13 protein-coding genes and 1 pseudogene are annotated in these 17951 nt (G+C 57.6%); 9 read left to right on the plus strand and 5 right to left on the minus strand.

The genetic code is table 11. From position 1 onward, the window contains the following. The first annotated feature begins 45 nt into the window (after positions 1–45). On the plus strand, positions 46–663 hold the full coding sequence (locus ACTJKZ_RS11115; RefSeq protein ID WP_161735451.1) for an NAD(P)H-dependent oxidoreductase: 618 nt from the start codon (positions 46–48) through the stop codon (positions 661–663). Then, the gene (locus ACTJKZ_RS11120) at positions 638–1246 is read left to right on the plus strand and encodes a TetR/AcrR family transcriptional regulator (RefSeq protein ID WP_161735452.1); all 609 of its coding nucleotides are present in this window, start codon (positions 638–640) and stop codon (positions 1244–1246) included. The genes ACTJKZ_RS11115 and ACTJKZ_RS11120 overlap by 26 nt, the downstream gene beginning before the upstream one ends. Before the next feature lie 85 nt (positions 1247–1331). Here the strand turns inward: ACTJKZ_RS11120 and malG are convergent, their stop codons facing one another. From malG to malE, 3 genes are read right to left on the minus strand one after another with little or no spacing between them, the layout of a single operon-like run. Continuing rightward, the gene (malG, locus tag ACTJKZ_RS11125) at positions 1332–2222 is read right to left on the minus strand and encodes a maltose ABC transporter permease MalG (protein WP_013196178.1); all 891 of its coding nucleotides are present in this window, start codon (positions 2220–2222) and stop codon (positions 1332–1334) included. A 32-nt stretch (positions 2223–2254) separates the two neighbouring features. Further along, entirely contained in the window at positions 2255–3781 is a 1527-nt protein-coding gene (gene malF, locus ACTJKZ_RS11130; protein ID WP_161735454.1) for a maltose ABC transporter permease MalF, read from the minus strand. A gap of 58 nt (positions 3782–3839) precedes the next feature. Continuing rightward, entirely contained in the window at positions 3840–5030 is a 1191-nt protein-coding gene (gene malE / locus ACTJKZ_RS11135; protein WP_161735456.1) for a maltose/maltodextrin ABC transporter substrate-binding protein MalE, read from the minus strand. A gap of 362 nt (positions 5031–5392) precedes the next feature. On the opposite strand from malE, the gene malK reads away from it, so the two are divergent. From malK to ACTJKZ_RS11165, 6 genes and pseudogenes are all read left to right on the plus strand, one after another. Then, positions 5393–6502 carry a maltose/maltodextrin ABC transporter ATP-binding protein MalK gene (gene malK, locus ACTJKZ_RS11140; RefSeq protein WP_150015485.1) on the plus strand — a complete coding sequence of 370 codons (1110 nt, stop codon included), beginning with the start codon at positions 5393–5395 and terminating at the stop codon, positions 6500–6502. A 43-nt stretch (positions 6503–6545) separates the two neighbouring features. After that, positions 6546–7846 (plus strand): annotated as a pseudogene (locus ACTJKZ_RS11145) (maltoporin). A gap of 98 nt (positions 7847–7944) precedes the next feature. Beyond that, entirely contained in the window at positions 7945–8877 is a 933-nt protein-coding gene (gene malM / locus ACTJKZ_RS11150) for a maltose operon protein MalM (RefSeq protein ID WP_222925811.1), read from the plus strand. A gap of 189 nt (positions 8878–9066) precedes the next feature. Further along, on the plus strand, positions 9067–9282 hold the full coding sequence (locus tag ACTJKZ_RS11155; protein ID WP_222925810.1) for a type II toxin-antitoxin system Phd/YefM family antitoxin: 216 nt from the start codon (positions 9067–9069) through the stop codon (positions 9280–9282). Positions 9283–9381: 99 nt separating this feature from the next. Next, the gene (locus tag ACTJKZ_RS11160) at positions 9382–9726 is read left to right on the plus strand and encodes a type II toxin-antitoxin system PrlF family antitoxin (protein ID WP_161736173.1); all 345 of its coding nucleotides are present in this window, start codon (positions 9382–9384) and stop codon (positions 9724–9726) included. A 6-nt stretch (positions 9727–9732) separates the two neighbouring features. Beyond that, entirely contained in the window at positions 9733–10203 is a 471-nt protein-coding gene (locus ACTJKZ_RS11165) for a type II toxin-antitoxin system YhaV family toxin (protein WP_161736172.1), read from the plus strand. A gap of 187 nt (positions 10204–10390) precedes the next feature. Here ACTJKZ_RS11165 and malQ read toward each other — a convergent pair whose 3' ends face one another. Together malQ and malP are read right to left on the minus strand one after the other, a co-directional pair. After that, on the minus strand, positions 10391–12457 hold the full coding sequence (gene malQ, locus ACTJKZ_RS11170) for a 4-alpha-glucanotransferase (RefSeq protein WP_253417710.1): 2067 nt from the start codon (positions 12455–12457) through the stop codon (positions 10391–10393). Positions 12458–12465: 8 nt separating this feature from the next. Continuing rightward, the gene (gene malP / locus ACTJKZ_RS11175) at positions 12466–14868 is read right to left on the minus strand and encodes a maltodextrin phosphorylase (protein WP_440829581.1); all 2403 of its coding nucleotides are present in this window, start codon (positions 14866–14868) and stop codon (positions 12466–12468) included. 282 nt (positions 14869–15150) lie between these two features. On the opposite strand from malP, the gene malT reads away from it, so the two are divergent. Then, a complete protein-coding gene (gene malT / locus ACTJKZ_RS11180; RefSeq protein ID WP_440829582.1) occupies positions 15151–17853 on the plus strand; it encodes an HTH-type transcriptional regulator MalT in 2703 nt (900 codons plus the stop codon). Positions 17854–17951 lie beyond the last annotated feature (98 nt).

Here is a 17951-nt window from a genome sequence, read left to right on the forward strand (position 1 = left end):
ACTTACCTTTAGTAGCTTAATGGCTAATCAGGTAAGGTGACAACGATGCATGCACTCATAGTGACTTCCCATCCTAATCAGGATGCGCATTCCCACCACGTGGCGGACCAGCTGGCGCAGGGCATAATCTCGACAGGGCACCACACGGTTGAAAAGGCCGATCTGGCGGCAGAAGGGTTTGATCCACGCTTCACGCTCGATGATCATCGACGTTTCAACGGTCAGGCTATGGCATCGCCCGAAGTGCTGGCGGAACAGCAGCGACTGGACCGCGCCGATGCGCTGGTACTGGTCTATCCGATTTACTGGTGGTCATTCCCGGCACAGCTCAAAGGCTGGATCGACCGGGTGTTTATCCAGGACTGGGCCTTCAGCGAACAGGATGGCCGGGTAATTAAACGCCTTGGCCATCTGCCTGTGCATCTGCTGGCCATTGGCGCGGCGGACACCCGAACCTTTGTGCGGCGCGGCTATTTCACCAGCATGCGTAATCAGATTGAAAACGGCATCTTTGACTACTGCGGTGCGCCGGTGGTGACCAGTGAGCTGTTACTGATCGGCGATGAAGGTTATCCTGAGTCGCACTATCAGCTGGCGCAGGCTCTGGGCCAGCGTCTGTTCGCCCATCAGGAAAAACATGACCGTAGAAAAAACACCCCGTAAGCGTCTGTCACGTGAGGCCCGACGCAGGCAGTTGTCAGACGTCGCGTGGCAGATAATGCAGACGGAAGGCAGCGAGGCGCTGACGCTGGCGCGGGTCGGCGACGCGGCAGGCGTCAGTAAACCGGTGGTGTATGACCATTTCACTACCCGTCATGGGCTGCTGGCGGCGTTGTATGACGATTTTGATCGCCGCCAGAGCGAGCGGATGAATGCGGCGATGGATGCCGCGCCGATGCAATTACCAGAAAAAGCGGACGTGCTCGCGGCCTGTTATGTCGATTGTGTGATGACGGAGGGGCGCGAAATACCCGAACTGCTGTCCGCGCTCAGTACCTCACCGGAACTGGCCGCCGTCAAACGCCACTATCAGCTCGATTTTATTGCCCGCTGTCAGCGCTGGCTTGCGCCTTTTGCTGGCAGCAGCGGTATTGCGGAAGCCGGCATGTGGGGGCTGCTGGGGGGCGCGGATGCCATCGCAGGCGCGGTGGCACGCGGCGATATCAGCAAGCCTGAAGGTCAGCAGGCGATAGCGGCTATGGTGATGGCGCTAGTGGCGGGCAGTCTGGCGTCAGAAGCGGATTAGGATAAAAAAGGCGGCCCGCAGGCCGCCGAATCATTCAACCACAACAGGCGTTGTGTAAGCAGTGGCAACGTACAATGATGATCGTTTAGCCTTTCACCCCGCCCGCGGTTAATCCGCTGACCAGCCAGCGCTGTGCCAGCAGGAAAACCAGGGTGATCGGAATCGCGGAGAGCACCGCCGCCGCGGCAAAATCCCCCCACAGGTAGTTCTGCGGATTGAGGTACTGCTGCATCCCCACCGCCAGGGTATAGCTGTTGACGTCGCGCAGCAGCAGCGAGGCCACCGGCACTTCAGTTACTGCAGCGATAAACGCCAGAATAAACACCACCGCCAGAATCGGCACAGACAGCGGCAGCAGCACCAGCCGGAACGCTTGCCACGGCGTTGCGCCATCCAGCGCGGCGGCCTCTTCCAGTGACCCATCGATGGTTTCGAAATAGCCCTTAATCGTCCAGACATGCAGCGCAATGCCGCCCAGATAGGCGAAGATCACTCCACCGTGGGTATTCAGCCCGATAAAGGGCAGATACTGGCCGAGACGATCAAACAGCGCATAGAGCGCTACCAGCGACAGCACCGCCGGGAACATCTGGAAAATCAGCATCCCTTTCAGCAGGCTGGCGCGACCGGTAAAGCGCATACGGGCAAACGCATAGGCGCAGGTGGTGGAGAGCGCCACGATGCCCAGCGCGCTGATTGCCGCAATCTTGATCGAATTCCATAACCACAGCAGCACCGGGAAGGGCGGCGGTGTCACCCTGCCGTCGGCATGTTCAACGCTAAAGCCCAGCGCCAGCCGCCAGTGCTCCCAGGAAATCTGCTCCGGGATCAGGCTGCCGGTGGCAAAGTTACCGGCTCGCAGGGAAATCGCGATCACCATCAGCAGCGGAAAGAGAATCGCCGCGATAAACAGCAGCAGCAGCAGATGCGTGGTCAGCAGACGCAGCCGTTGCGATTTGGGTTGTACCATAGCCATAACAACTCCTTAGCGCCTGGTCCAACAGGCTATTAATCGAATTTCATCCGCGAGGCTTTCAGGTTGATCACCGCCAGCGCACCCACCAGCAGGAAGATCAGCGTGGCAATAGCGGCGGCCAGACCAAAGTCCTGCCCGCCACCGCCTTCAAAGGCGATACGCCAGGTGTAGTTCACCAGCAGGTCGGTATAACCGGCTGGTGTGGTAGTGCCCAGGCGATCCGGCCCGCCGTTGGTCAGCAGCTGCACCAGCACAAAGTTATTAAAGTTAAAGGCAAAGCTGGCAATCATCAGCGGCATCAGCGGTTTCAGCAGCAGCGGCAGCGTAATCAGGAAGAAGTTCTGTAGCGGGCCGGCACCGTCCATCGCCGAGGCTTCATAGAGGTCGTCAGGAATGGCTTTCAGCAGCCCCATGCAGAGGATCATCATGTAGGGATAGCCGAGCCAGGTGTTGACGATAATCAGCATGGTGCGTGCCAGCGTCGGATCGCTGAACCAGGCGGGTTTTACACCAAACAGCGCGCTCAGCATCACGTTGATCTCGCCAAAGCTCTGGTTAAACAGCCCCTTGAAAATCAGGATCGAGATAAAGGCCGGCACGGCATAGGGAAGAATCAGCATCACCCGATAGACCGCTTTGCCGCGCAGCGCTTCCCACTGCACCAGACAGGCCAGCACCATGCCCACAGCCACGGTCAGCACCACTGTGATCAGCGAGAAGAGCAGCGTCCAGCCAAATATCGCCAGGAACGGCTTCTGAATCCCTTCATCGGTAAAGACCCGTACGAAGTTTTTCCAGCCGGTATTCACGGTAAAGCCGGGACTCAGGGTTTCGTTGCCCCAGTTATCGTCTGCGTTGATGGCCTGATAAAAACCGGTCTGCGGATTGGCGCGGTAATGCGTGCCGCTCTGCTGATTAATCAGCTCATCCTGCGCGCCAACCCGATAAAGCGGCTGGGTACCAGAGTACTGACGCAGCGAACTCATCCGCAGCTGACGGCCATCCGGCAGCTCGGCGCGGATCTGGCTCAGCGCCTGACGGTGGGTGGTGATCACCCTGAAGGTGGCACGCTCGGCTGCAGGGAGTGCCGCGGGAGCCATTTTCAGCGTCTGATCTGCGCCAAATGCAAAGGGAGGGGAGACAAAATTATCTTTGCCATCGTTCAGCACCAGCTGCCAGCGATCACCCGCCGGGAAGAGTGAAAAATTCACCGCCTCACCCGACTGGAACGTGCGGCCCAGCAGCACCTGCTGCGCCCGCTCAAAGGTAAGCTGGTTACTGCTGCTGTAGTTGGTAAAAGCGATGGCGATAGTGCAGGCGAGGGGGAACAACACAAACAGCGCCATTCCGGCGACACCAGGATAGACATAGCGCCACGCATAGGCGCGACGGTTGGCAAAAATCCACAGTCCGGTCGCGCTGAGGATGAGCGTCAGCAGCGCAAAAAGATATTCGCCCTGCGCGTACATCAGCACCAGCAGATAGCCGACCAGCAGACAGCAGAGCGCGATGAGAACGCTTTTCAGCAGCAGACTGCGCGTTTTCGGTTTTCCTGACATGATGCGGTTTTCCTTAACGATCACTCAAGCCGGGTTGCCCCGGCTGCAAAAGGGAGAATTACTTCTTCAGACGGGCCTGGGCATCTTTTAGTGCGGCGTCAACGCTCTGACGACCGCCCAGCGCATTCAGGGTCGCTGTGCGCATCGCGTACCAGAAGGCCGCCATCTGCGGGATGTTCGGCATGATGTCGCCCTGTTTCGCGTTGCTCATGGTGGCGGCGATACGTGGATCTTTCTCCAGCGTCTGCTGATAAGATTTCAGCGCCACGGCACCCAGCGGCTTGTCTTTGTTGACCGTTTCCAGTCCGGAATCGGTCAGCAGATAGTTCTCCAGGAATTCCTTCGCCAGTTCCTTGTTTGGACTGGCGGCATTGATCCCGGCGCTCAGTACGCCGACAAAGGCTTTAGACGGTTTTCCCTTCAAGGCAGGCAATTCTGTGACGCCATAGTCGATGCCGCTCTTATCCAGATTGCCCCATGCCCACGGACCATTGATGGTCATGGCAGTCTCACCTTTGTTGAAGGCGGCTTCGGCAATGGAGTAATCGGTATCCGCATTCAGCGTTTTGGCTTTGACCTGATCGACCAGGAACTGCATGCCCGCTTTCGCCCCGGCGTTATCGACGCCGACATCCTTCACATCATAGTGCCCATCGCTCAGCTTAAAGGCGTAAGCTCCGCCAGCGGCCAGCAACGGCCAGGTGAAGTAAGGCTCCTGCAGGTTAAACATCATGGCACTTTTGCCTTTGGCGCGCAGTTGCTTGTCGAGCGCGGCCATCTCTTCCCAGGTTTTTGGCGGAGTTGGCAGCAGCTTTTTGTTGTAGATCAGTGACAGCGACTCCACTGAAATCGGATAGCCGATCAGCTTGCCGTCAAAGCGCACCGCGTCCCAGGTGAAAGGGAAGATTTTTTCGCGGAAGCTGGCATCCGGTGTCACCTCAGCCAGCAGGCCCGACTGCGCGTAGCCGCCAAAACGGTCATGCGCCCAGAAGATAATGTCCGGGCCATCGCCGGTCGCCGCGACCTGCGGATACTTCTCTTCCATTTTGTCAGGATGTTCGACCGTGACTTTGATACCGGTCTCCTGCTCAAATTTCTTACCCACTTCGGCAAGGCCGTTATACCCCTTGTCACCGTTGATCCAGATGACCAGTTTACCTTCCTCGATTTTTGCCATCGCGCTTGCTGAAAAGAGCACAGCAGAGAGGGCAGAAAGGGCCAGAATTCGTGCTCCGGTTTTCATCGTCATAAATCCATCCTGTTAGCGGAAGTGGTGAATGCTCTGTCGGCATCATTGTGCGGATCCACACCGGCATCTCATCCTCCTGCGCTCTACGCCCCTGGCGTAATCGCTGTGATCGCACAGGCAAAAAGCGCCTTAAGCGCGTGCTGAAGCGGTAAAAAATCCTGCAGGTCTGCGTCAGCGATCACAAAAAAGCGCAGCAGCGCGCGGCCTGCCGAGTCAGCCCGCATTTCTCCTCCTCCCGCCTCCTCCCCCATCAGATTGCGTCGCGGCGGAGGATGTTACTCCCTGTTTCCTCTCGCATAGTGAGCCCCGGAACCCGTCTGCCGCCCGGCAGACACGAATGTGCAGCTAAGAGGGAAGGGATCATGGCGAGCGTTGTGCTACGCAATGTCACAAAAGCCTGGGGCGATACGGTGGTGTCGAAAGATATTGATCTCACTATTCGTGAAGGGGAATTTGTTGTTTTCGTCGGCCCGTCGGGCTGTGGCAAATCGACGCTGCTGCGCATGATTGCCGGACTGGAAACCATCACCAGCGGCGAACTGTTGATCGGCGACCGGCGCATGAATGAGGTGCCGCCCGCCGAACGTGGCATCGGCATGGTGTTTCAGTCTTATGCGCTCTATCCCCACCTGTCGGTGGCGGAGAATATGTCGTTTGGCCTGAAGCTGGCCGGGGTGAAAAAAGCGGAGATCCATCAGCGCGTCAATCAGGTGGCAGAGATTCTGCAACTGGCGCACCTGCTCGATCGCCGGCCTAAAGCCCTCTCTGGCGGTCAGCGTCAGCGCGTGGCGATTGGCCGCACGCTGGTGGCGGAGCCGCGCGTCTTTCTGCTGGATGAACCGCTGTCGAACCTCGACGCGGCGCTGCGCGTCCAGATGCGCATTGAGATCTCCCGTCTGCATAAGCGCCTGAAGCGCACCATGATTTACGTCACCCACGATCAGATCGAAGCGATGACGCTGGCAGACAAGATCGTGGTGCTGGATGCCGGGCGCATTGCGCAGGTCGGCAGGCCGCTTGAGTTATATCACTATCCCGCCAACCGCTTTGTCGCCGGGTTTATTGGCTCACCCAAAATGAATTTCCTGCCGGTCAAAGTGACCGCCACCGCCATTGATCAGGTCCAGGTGCGGCTGCCGAATCAGCAGCTGGTCTGGCTGCCGGTGGACAGTGCTGGCGTCCAGGTCGGCAGCAATATGTCACTGGGTATTCGCCCGGAACATCTGCTCTCCAGCGATATCGCCGACGTCACCCTGGAAGGGGAAGTGCAGGTGGTGGAACAGCTGGGGCATGAAACACAGATTCACATCGAGATTCCCGCTATCCGTCAGAACCTGGTCTACCGCCAGGAGGACGTCGTGCTGGTAAAAGAGGGCGCCATCCTCGGTATTGGCCTGCCGCCCGAGCGTTGTCACCTGTTCCGCGAGGACGGGAGCGCGTGCCGCAGGCTGTATCAGGAGCCGGGTGTATAGCCCTGCCAAAAACAATAAAAGCAATGACCTCAGGAGATAGAAAATGTTAACTCTGCGCAAACTTCCCATTGCCGTTGCCGTCGCGGTGGGCACCCTCTCCGCCCCGACGATGGCGGTTGATTTTACCGGTTACGCCCGTTCCGGCATTGGCTGGACCGGCAGCGGTGGCGAGCAGCAATGTTTTCAGGCGACCGGCGCTCAAAGTAAGTACCGTCTGGGTAACGAGTGTGAAACCTACGCCGAACTGAAATTAGGCCAGGAAGTGTGGAAAGAGGGCGACAAAAGCTTCTATTTCGACACCAATGTGGCTTACTCCGTGGCACAGCAGAATGACTGGGAAGCGACATCCCCCGCTTTCCGCGAAGCCAACGTCAAAGGTAAAAACCTGATTGATGCGCTGCCAGGTTCAACCATCTGGGCCGGTAAGCGGTTCTATCAGCGTCACGACGTTCATATGATCGACTTCTACTACTGGGATATCTCCGGTCCGGGCGCGGGTCTGGAAGATGTCGATTTGGGTTTGGTAAGCTCTCTTTCGCGGCAACCCGTTCGTCTGAAGCCGGCGGCTCTTATACCTTCTCCAGCGATCGTATCCGTGACTTCGCCACCAGCACTGCCAACGACGTGTTTGATGTGCGTCTGGCCGGTCTGGAAACTAACACGGATGGCGTGCTGGAACTGGGTGTCGATTACGGTCGTGCCAATGCCCGTGACGACTACCGTCTGGAGGATGGCGCGTCGAAAGATGGCTGGATGTTCACGGCTGAACATACCCAGAGCATGCTGAAGGGTTACAACAAGTTCGTGCTGCAGTACGCCACTGATGCGCTGACCTCGCAGGGCAAAGGCGTGCCGCAGGGTACCAGTCTGAATAACAATGGTGACATGTATCGTATTCTCGATCACGGCGCGATCTCGCTGGCGGAACGCTGGGACCTGATGTACGTCGCCATGTATCAGAACATCGATCTGGACAACAACCGCGGCACCGAGTGGTACACCGTGGGTGTGCGCCCGATGTACAAATGGACGCCGATCATGAGCACGTTGCTGGAACTGGGCTACGACAACGTCAAATCGCAGCAGGCTAACGAGCGCAACGGCCAGTACAAAGTGACGCTGGCGCAGCAGTGGCAGGCGGGCGACAGCATCTGGTCTCGTCCGGCACTGCGTCTGTTCGCGACCTACGCCAAATGGGATGAAAAGTGGGGTTACAACAAAGATAACTCAGGCGATCTCACCACCTTCGCCTCTGCGGACACCAGCGGCAACGGCATCCTGACTAACAGCCGTGGCAACAACGACGAAGTCACCTTCGGCGCGCAGATGGAAATCTGGTGGTAACCCTTTTCTGACAGGCGCGGCGTCGCGCCTGAGGGATCTCTTTGGTCGTGGTGTGCCATTGCCTGGTTCACATCGCGACCTGTAATAAGGTACGCATAATGAAAATGAAAAAACTGGCTGCACTCTGTCTGAGTGCGGCGCTGCTGACAGGGCACACTCTGCCTGCCCTGGCCGATGTTAATCTGGTGCCACAGGATCTCTCCGCTGCACCCGTCGTGGCACCTGAATCGCTACAACGTCTGAGCTGGCAACCGCTGGCGGCCTCTCAGACCCAGACCACGACACTTTCGAACAGCGGCCAGACGCTGAACGCGCCACACATTGCCGGGTCGGTCGCGGCCTACAGTCTGCCCGCCAATATCGGCGAACTGACGCTGACGCTGAGCAGTGAAGTGGCGAACGGTCAGGTTTTCGCGCCGAACGTGCTGGTGCTGGATGAAAACCTGCGTCCCGCGGCCTGGTTCCCCAGCCGCTACTTTACCTATCAGAAGCCGGGCGTGATGGCGGCAGATCGACTGGAAGGGGTGATGAAGCTAACCCCGGCGCTGGGTCAGCAAAAAATCTACCTGCTGGTGTTCACCACCGACAGCGATCTGACGCAAACCACCACGCTGCTTGACCCGGCCAAGGCCTACGCCCAGGGCACCGGTCATGCGGTACCGGATATCCCCGATCCCGTCGCCCGCCACAGCCGGGAAGGCACGATCAAGCTGAAGATGCAGACCAGCTCCGGCTCATCCATTCTGGTCGGGCCGCTGTTTGGTTCATCCGGCCCGAGCGCGGTGACCGTCGGCAATACCGCACCTGCGGCAGCGTACAGCGCAGCACCGGCACCCGCCGCAGCGCCCGCGCCCAAAGCCCGCGCGGAACCGATCATGAGCGACACCGAGCGTTACTTTAATCAGAAGATCACCGAGGCGGTGAACAGCGGCAATATCGACAAGGCGCTGAAACTGCTGGATGAAGCCGAGCGGCTGGGTTCCACTTCTGCGCGGCAAACCTTTATCAGTAGTGTTAAAGGCAAGGGGTGAAGCTGCCCCGACAATACTGATGTTGTTCCATCTGGTGCGCTGCGGCGCACCTTTTTTTTGTTGCAGAGATCCTGATTGCATGATTTTTTTGCGTGGTTTTACGCATTGCGTAAGTCATGCTGTGGGCAATAGCGTTTGATGAATATAGGCTAACTAAGCTGTTTCAGGGATGACTTTTCTGGAGGCTAAATGCGAAGTTACACGACAACACAGGCCCGAAAATATCTTGCTGAAATCATGGATATCGTGATGGCGCGTGAGCCTGTGATTATCACCCGCCGGGGCGGCTCTGCTGCTGTGCTTATCAGTCGCGAAGAGTTTGATGTCTGGCAGGAAATAAAACAGGGTGCCAATTTTTCAGTCGATACGGAAAAGCGTAATCAGAAGCTTTTAATGAAGACTTAGTAACAAAACATTCGCTCTTATTCGCGAACAATGCATTTGCATTGCCAATGCACTTGCATTACTGTTGCGCTATCTTGTTTCTTCTAGTGAGAATCCGCAATGGGAACTCTGACTCATGCAAACATCTCTCTGCGTGCTTCATCAAAACTGACAGCCCGCAGCCAGACCACTATCCCTGCCGCAGTTCGTGATGCGATGAATCTGCAACCTGGTGAGAATATCGAATACGCTGTTCTGCCGGGCGGCAAAGTCCTTATTGCCCGTCAGGAAACGGTGACTGATGATGATCCAGTGATGGCGAGCTTTCTGAGTTTTCTTGCTGCTGACATACGCAACACGCCTGCAAATATTAAAACGCTGGATCGAGGATTATTAACTCGCATTACATCGTTGACCGAAGGTATGGACGTTGATTTGGATGCTCCACTCATGGACGATGAGTAATTAAGTATGGAAGACAGCACGGTTATAAATGGATGGCACGTTTATGTTCATCCCTGTTTTGAATCGCAGCTGATTGCGCTGACCAATGAAGTGGAGTTACTCAGGGCTAAATATCCTGAAAGTTACCAGCGAAAAGCGACGACTAAGCTTTTAGCCGCTGTGTTTAAAGTTATCAATAGTGAGATTTGCACCGATCCACATCAGGCAAAGTTTCGCCAGGGCGATACGCTGGGAGAACAAAATAAGCATTGGTTCCGTGCAAAGTTTTTGATGCAGTATCGTTTGTTCTTTAGATTCAGTGAGCAACATAAAACCATCATCCTTGCATGGATGAATGACGCTGAAACGAAACGTGCTTATGGCAGTAAGCGTGACGCCTATAAAGTATTTTCAGGAATGTTGCATAACGGCTATCCACCTGACGACTGGGCATTGCTGTTAAAGCAATCTCAGGAATGGGCGAATACAAATTCTTAAGTTGATTAAATCCTGAACAGCATCCGGTGTGTTTTTCAGATGCTCGTGCTCAGGGTGATCTTATCACTGTTGAGAGGCGCTGATTACAGTAGCAGCGTGCGAGCCGTTGCCGGCCCGCACGCTGTAATAACTGAAAATTATGTAAAACAGGCTGCGTCAGTTAAGAGTCTGCGTCGCGCGTTAACCTTCAGTCGCGCAGTAGCCGCTTACGTCGTGCCGTCAGATCACGCAGCAGCGTGTCAGTGGCAGGATCGCTGAACAACGTTTCCAGCGGTACGCTCAGTTTGCGTCGCCAGTTCGGATATTCATCGCGGGTGCCCGGTATATTGACCGGCGCCGCCATATCCAGCCAGTCCTCTGGTTGCAGTCCCAACAGGGCGCTGTGACTGTCAGCCAGATAGTGCTGCATCGCCCGGTTTAATGCCTTGCTCATGCCGGTGCGACGTGCATCGCGTCCGGCACGTTTCGGCAGGGCACCAACGCGATGCAGACTCTGCAGCAGTGCCTGCTTCGCCCGCAGCCGATCCTGATATAGCCCGGCCAGCATCACCTTGTCGGGATAGAGGCCGAGTTGTGCGCCGGTGGTCAAATCATCGCTCTGCCACCAGCCACGCAGCGTCGGAAGATCGTGAGTGGTCGCGACCGCCATTGCCTGCCGTGGCCATTCGGCGGGCGGACGAAAACCATGGGCTGACTCCTGCTCAAAATAGAGCACCTTATAGGAGTAGACCCCGCCGTCCCTCAGCTTATCGACAATCGCCTCCGGCACGGTGCCGAGATCTTCGCCAATTACCATGCAGCGGTGACGCTGACTTTCCAGCGCCAGAATCGCCAGCAGATCGTCGATGGGATAGTGCACATAGGCACCGTGCATCGCGCTATCACCGGCCGGAATCCACCACAGCCGCATCAGCGCCATCACATGGTCAATACGCAGCGCGCCGCAGTGGCGCATACTGGCGCGCAGCAGGGCGATCCACGGCTCCCAGGCGCGCTGCCGCATCACCTGCGGATCCATGGGCGGCAACCCCCAGTCCTGGCCGCGCGGACCGAGAATATCGGGTGGCGCACCGATGCTGGCCTCCATGCAGTAGAGATCGCGCTCGCTCCAGGTCTCTGCGCCACCCTGCGCAACACCCACCGCCAGATCGCGGTAAAGGCCAATCGGCATCTGCTGCTGCTGGCAGATGTCCCAGCAGTCGGCAAACTGCTTCGCGGCCAGCCACTGCAGCCAGAGCCAGAAGCGCACCTGATCCTGATGTTGTTTCAAAAATGCCTGCACAGCCGGGGTGCCGGGATTCTGCAACGCCTCCGGCCAGACTGGCCAGCCCCAGCGCCCGCTATCCTGTGCCATCTGGTCGGCGTGCAGCGCATCAAACAGCGCCTGATGCTGCAGGCTTTCGCCACCCTCCCGGATAAACACATTAAACGCCTGTACCTCTGAATCGGCGGCGTCACGCTGGGTGAACTGCGACCACGCCAGGCTCAGTGCATGAATTTTCAGCCGGGTTACCGCCGCATAATCGACCCATTCGGCCGCGCGAGCCTGCTCCAGCGCCTGCTGCGTCTCCGGCAACTGCCACCATTCCTGCGCGGTGGCGCTCTGCCGGAAGTCAGTGACCGCGCCTACATCGATGTAGAGTACATTGAGCCAGCGTCGGGACGACGGGCTGTAAGGGCTTGCGCTCTCGGGGCAGGAAGGAAAGAGCGCATGGACAGGATTAAGACCGATAAATGCGCCGCCGCGTGCGGACACCTCTGGCAGCATCCTGCGCAGATCGCCAAAGTCGCCAATGCCCCAGTTTTCCGCCGAGCGCAGGGTATAGAGCTGCACGCAGGCGCCCCACAACGACTCACCCGCCAGCAGTGCAGGGGGTTCATAACAGCGGGCCGGTGCAATAATCACCCGGCACGACCACTGCTGTGCGCCCTGCTGCAGCGTCAGCTGGTGATAGCCTTCGGGCAGCGGCGGCAGATGCAGCGGCTGGGCGGGCTGGCAGCGACCTGAGCTGATCTCACCCGCCTCGCTGGTAAGATGCCAGTGGGCATCGTCGCTCAGCTGTGGCGACAGACTCAGCAGGTCGCCGCTGTGAAAAATGACTCCTGGCGGCAGCGGCGTGCTCAGCGGATGGGGAGGCTGCATCACCGCCAGCAAACGCTGGCGGGTCAGGGTCGGGATCGCCTGCGGCTTACCGTGCGCATTGATGTACTCTGCGGCGATGCCTGCCAGCGAAAAATCGTCCAAAACTTTCATCGCGTTCCTTAGCGTTTCGCTTGCCAGATGCGCTGCTGGTAATCGCGGATCGCACGATCGGAGCTGAACATGCCACAGCGCGCGATATTAAGGATGGTGGCACGGGTCCAGGCCTCCTGATCGCTCCACAGCAGTTCCACCTGCGCCTGCGCGTCCAGATAGGGCTGGAAGTCAGCCAGCACCAGATAAGGATCGCCGCCTTCCGGACCGAGGCTGTGCAGCATCGCGTCAAAGGCGTGGAGGTCACCCTGGCTGAAGGTGCCATCTTCCAGCGCCTGTAAAACCCGATTGAGCTGCGGATCTTTTTTGCGCCACTGCGCCGGGGCATAGCCATCGGCTTTTAACGCCTTCACCTGTTCCACGGTATGTCCGAAGATAAAAATGTTCTCGCTGCCGACCTGCTCAGCGATCTCAACGTTCGCCCCATCCAGTGTGCCGATGGTCAGCGCTCCGTTAAGCGCCAGCTTCATGTTACCGGTGCCGGAGGCCTCTTTACCGGCGGTAGAAATCTGTTCGGAGAGATCGGCGGCGGGAATCAGTCGCTCGGCAACGGAGACGTTGTAATCGGGAATAAACACCACTTTCAGGCGGTTGCCGATGCGCGGGTCCTGATTGATCACCCCGGCCACTTTATTGATGGCGTAGATAATGTTTTTCGCCAGCGCATAACCGGGCGCTGCTTTGGCACCAAACAGCACCACACGCGGCGCACGGTTTGCCTGCGGATCGGTGACCAGCGTCTGCCACAGCGCAATGATGTGCAGCAGGCTCAGATGCTGACGTTTGTACTCATGCAGGCGTTTGATCTGCACATCAAACAGCGCAGTGGGGTCGATTTCGATATCGGTACGGTTTTTGATCCAGCCGACCAGCGCCTGCTTATTCTGCTGCTTGATGGCGCGATATTTCGCGCGGAAGGCGGCGTCATCCGCAAAGGCTTCCAGTCCCTGCAGGGCATCAAGATCGTTCAGCCACGGCTTGTTGAGCGTTCGGGTGATCAGCGCACTTAGCGCCGGGTTGCACTGATTGATCCAGCGGCGCGGTGTGATGCCGTTGGTCACGTTATGGAATTTCTCCGGCCACAGCTGGTGATATTCCGGGAAGAGATCCTGCACCACCAGTTTCGAGTGCAGCGCCGCCACGCCGTTAACTGCAAAGCCGCTGGTAACGCAGAGGTTAGCCATCCGCAACTGGTTATTATGCACCAGCGCCAGTTTCGCCCATTTTGCTTCATCATCCGGCCAGCGCGCCGTGACAGCTGTTTTCAGCTGCGCGTTCAGGGTGTTGATAATCATCATATGGCGCGGCAGCAGGCTGCGCACCAGCCGGACATCCCAGCACTCCAGTGCTTCCGGCATCAGGGTATGGTTGGTATAGGCGAAGGTCTGTTGCGTAATCTGCCACGCGCGATCCCAGCTCAGCTGATGCTCATCCAGCAGCAGACGCATCAGTTCCGGGATTGCCAGCGTCGGATGGGTGTCGTTCAGCTGGATCACTTCGTAATCGGCCAGGGTTTCGATGCTGCGTCCGGCCCGATGATGACGACGCAGAATATCAGCCAGCGCGCAGGCGCACTGGAAATATTGCTGCATCAGACGCAGCTTTTTACCGTTCTGGTGATTGTCATTGGGATAGAGCACTTTGGTCAGTTTTTCTGCATCAATGCCCTGTTGCTCCGCGCGCAGAAAGTCACCGTCATTGAAGCGACTAAGATTAAACGGCTGCGCATGTTTCGCCTGCCACAAACGCAGTGGCTGACTGATGCCATTCTCAAAACCAACGACCGGCAGATCCCAGGCTTCACCAACCAGTTCAAACGCCGGCTGCCACTGCTGCTGCCCCGCAGCGGTCAACACTTTACCGCCCAGTCCAACGCTGACGTTGAGCGCAGCATTATGGTTAAACCACGGGTAGCAATCGCGTTGCCAGTCATCCGGGCCTTCAATCTGTGCGCCCTGTTCAAAGCGCTGGCGGAACAGTCCGTACTGATAGTTCAGACCATAGCCCGTCGCAGGCTGCCCCACATTCGCCATGGAATCCAGGAAGCAGGCGGCCAGACGACCGAGTCCGCCGTTGCCCAGCGCCGGATCCGTTTCGTTTTCCAGCACGTCGGTCAGTGAAATGTTCCAGGCCGACAGCGCGTCGTTAACCGCGTCATACCAGCCCAGGTTCAGCAGGTTGTTGCCGGTCAGGCGACCGATCAGAAACTCCATCGACAGGTAGTTAACATGGCGGAGATCTGTCGGGGCCGGGCGAGCGGGTTGTGCGGCCAGCATATCGGCCAGCGCACCGCTGAGTGCCTGCCACCATTGTGCGTGGGTCATCTCCTGCGCATTGCGCAGGCCAAAACGCTGCCACTGACGGGTCAGGGCAGCGTTGAACTGAGTCGGGTTGAAATCGGGCTGTGTCATGGTTGATGTCCTGTAAAAACAGAAAATGGATCAATGTGCCGACAGTCTGCCCAGGCGGAAATCATTGCTCATCCTCCTGAAAAGAATTAGGGCAGGAGGATAGGGAGGGTGGAGAGGATGAGGCTAATCCGAAATCGTCGCAGGAGTGTGATTGCGCACGCTTTTGTAAAGTTTAATTAATGGGTTTGCTTGCATTCATCTGACGAAATGCTGAACCTGTGTAAGGAATAATTACGAAGCGTAAAATAATGATGCGCTCGACAAATGGAGAAACGTGCGCCCATGTTAATACCCGCCAAACTCAGTCGCCCGGTGCGTCTTGAAGGCACCGTAATCCGCGAGAGATTGCTGCAAAAGCTCACCGCTGCCGGTAACTATCGGCTGGTGCTGGTGACCAGTCCGGCGGGCTACGGTAAAACCACACTGGTATCGCAATGGGCGGCGGGGAAAAGCGACCTGGGCTGGGTTTCTCTGGATGAGGGCGATAATCAGCCGGAACGCTTCGCCGATTACCTGATCGCGGCACTGCAACAGGCGACGCACGGCGGCTGTCCTCGCAGTGAGCTTCTGGCGCAGAAGCGGCAATATGTGAATCTCAATGCGCTGTTTTCACAGCTCTTTATCGAGCTGGTGGAGTGGCAGCAGCCGCTGTGGCTGATTGTTGATGACTACCATCTGATCACCAACCCGGTCATTCACGACGCGATGCGCTTTTTCCTGCGTCATCAGCCTGAAAATCTGACCCTGATTCTGATGTCACGTAACCTGCCGCAGCTCGGTATCGCGAACCTGCGGGTGCGTGAGCAATTGATCGAACTGGGCAGCCAGCAGCTGGCGTTCACCCATCAGGAAGCGCGCCAGTTTTTTGACTGCCGTCTGGCGGCCCCGCTTGAAAGCGAAGAGAGCAGTCGCCTCTGTGATGATGTCGCAGGCTGGGCAACGGCGCTGCAGCTGATTGTCTTGTCGGCACGTCAGGGAGCCAGTTCGGCTCAGCATTCCGCCCGACGTCTCTCGGGCATTAATGCCAGCCATCTCGCCGACTATCTGGTGGAAGAGGTGCTGGATAACGTCGATCTGCCGACCCGCCATTTTTTACTGAAAACCGCGCTGCTGCGCTCAATGAATGATGAACTGATCGCCTGCGTGACCCGTGAAGAGAACGGTCAGATGCGGCTGGAGGAGATTGAGCGACAGGGACTGTTTCTGCAGCGTATGGACGATTCCGGCTGCTGGTTCAGCTACCATCCGCTGTTCGGCAACTTCCTGCGTCAGCGCTGTCAGTGGGAACTGGCGGCGGAGCTGCCTGCGCTGCATCGAGCCGCAGCCGAGAGCTGGATGGCGCAGGGCTTTCCGGGCGAGGCGATTCACCATGCGCTTGCCTCAGGCGACGCTACCATGCTGCGGGACGTGCTGCTGAAGCACGCCTGGACGCTGTTTAATCAGAGCGAGCTGCCGCTGCTGGAGAACTCTTTAAAAGCGCTGCCGTGGGAGATGATGCTCGACAACCCGATGCTGGTGCTATTGCAGGCGTGGCTGATGCAGACTCAGCATCGCTTTTCAGAAGTCGACAGCCTGCTGGCGCGTTTTGAGCAGGCCAGCCACTGCGAGATAGATGCGGCACTGCGCGGTGAATTTAATGCATTGCGCGCTCAGGTGGCGATCAACGATGGCAATACCGATGAAGCGGAGCGGCTGGCGAAAGTGGCGCTCGATACTCTGCCCGCCAGCCGTCACTACAGCCGCATTGTGGCAACTTCGGTGCATGGCGAGGTGATGCACTGCAAAGGCGAACTGGACGACTCACTCAAGCTGATGCGGCAGACCGAACAGATGGCGCGTCGCGATGAAATATGGCACTACGCGCTCTGGAGCCTGATTCAGCAGAGCGAAATCCTGTTTGCGCAGGGCTTTTTGCAGGCCGCCTGGGAGATCCAGAGCCGCGCCTTTGTGCTGGTGGAAGAGCAGCATCTGGCACAGTTCCCGCTGCATGAGTTTCTGCTGCGCATTCGCGCTCAGCTGCTGTGGGCCTGGGGCCGTCTGGAAGAGGCGGAACAGGCGGCGCGCGAAGGCATCAAGGTGCTGAATGGTTACCAGCCGCAGCAGCAGATTCAGTGTCTGGGATTGCTGGTGCAGTGCTCGCTGGCGCGCGGCAATATTGATAATGCCCGCAGCTATCTGAACCGGCTGGAAAACCTGCTGAACAACGGCAACTGGCACAGCGACTGGATCGCCAATGCCGATAAAGTCCGGGTGATTTACTGGCAGATGACGGGCGACAGTCAGAACGCCCGCGACTGGATGCGGCAGACACCTAAACCCGCCTTCGCCAACAACCATTTTCTGCAGGGACAGTGGCGTAACATCGCCCGCGCGCAGATTCTGCTGGGTGATGTCAGCCAGGCGGAAGTGGTGCTGGAGGAGCTGAATGAGAATGCCCGCGCCCTGCGCCTGATGAGCGACTTAAACCGTAATCTGCTGCTGCTCAATCAGATCTACTGGCAGACTGACCGCAAAGCGGAGGCGCAGCGCGTGCTGATTGAGGCGCTGAAACTGGCGCGCAGCACGGGCTTTATCAGCCATTTTGTCATTGAAGGCGAGATGATGGCGCAGCAACTGCGGCAGCTGATACAGCTTAATACCCTGAATGAGCTGGACAACCACCGCGCCCGCCGCATCCTGCTGGAGATCAACAAATATCACCGTCACAAGTTCGCCCATTTCGATGAAGGCTTTGTCAGCCGGTTGCTTAACCATCCTGACGTGCCGGAGCTGATTCGCACCAGCCCGCTGACGCAGCGCGAATGGCAGGTGCTGGGGTTAATCTATTCGGGCTACAGCAACGATCAAATTGCCGGTGAGCTGGCGGTAGCGTCAACCACGATCAAAACCCATATCCGTAATCTCTATCAGAAACTGGGCGTGTCACATCGTAGCGAAGCGATGAATCAGGTGCAGTCGCTTCTGAAAATGATGGGGTATGTTTGAGGGTATTGGTTGGACAGGTTAATTGCGGAATATCGCTGGCGATGCATTATCAGCATCACGTTATTACAGGCGTCTTTATCCAGTCTGCGCCTTGAAAC

This window comes from Pantoea sp. 22096 (assembly GCF_052045955.1).
Taxonomy (GTDB): Bacteria; Pseudomonadota; Gammaproteobacteria; order Enterobacterales; family Enterobacteriaceae; genus Pantoea; species Pantoea alfalfae.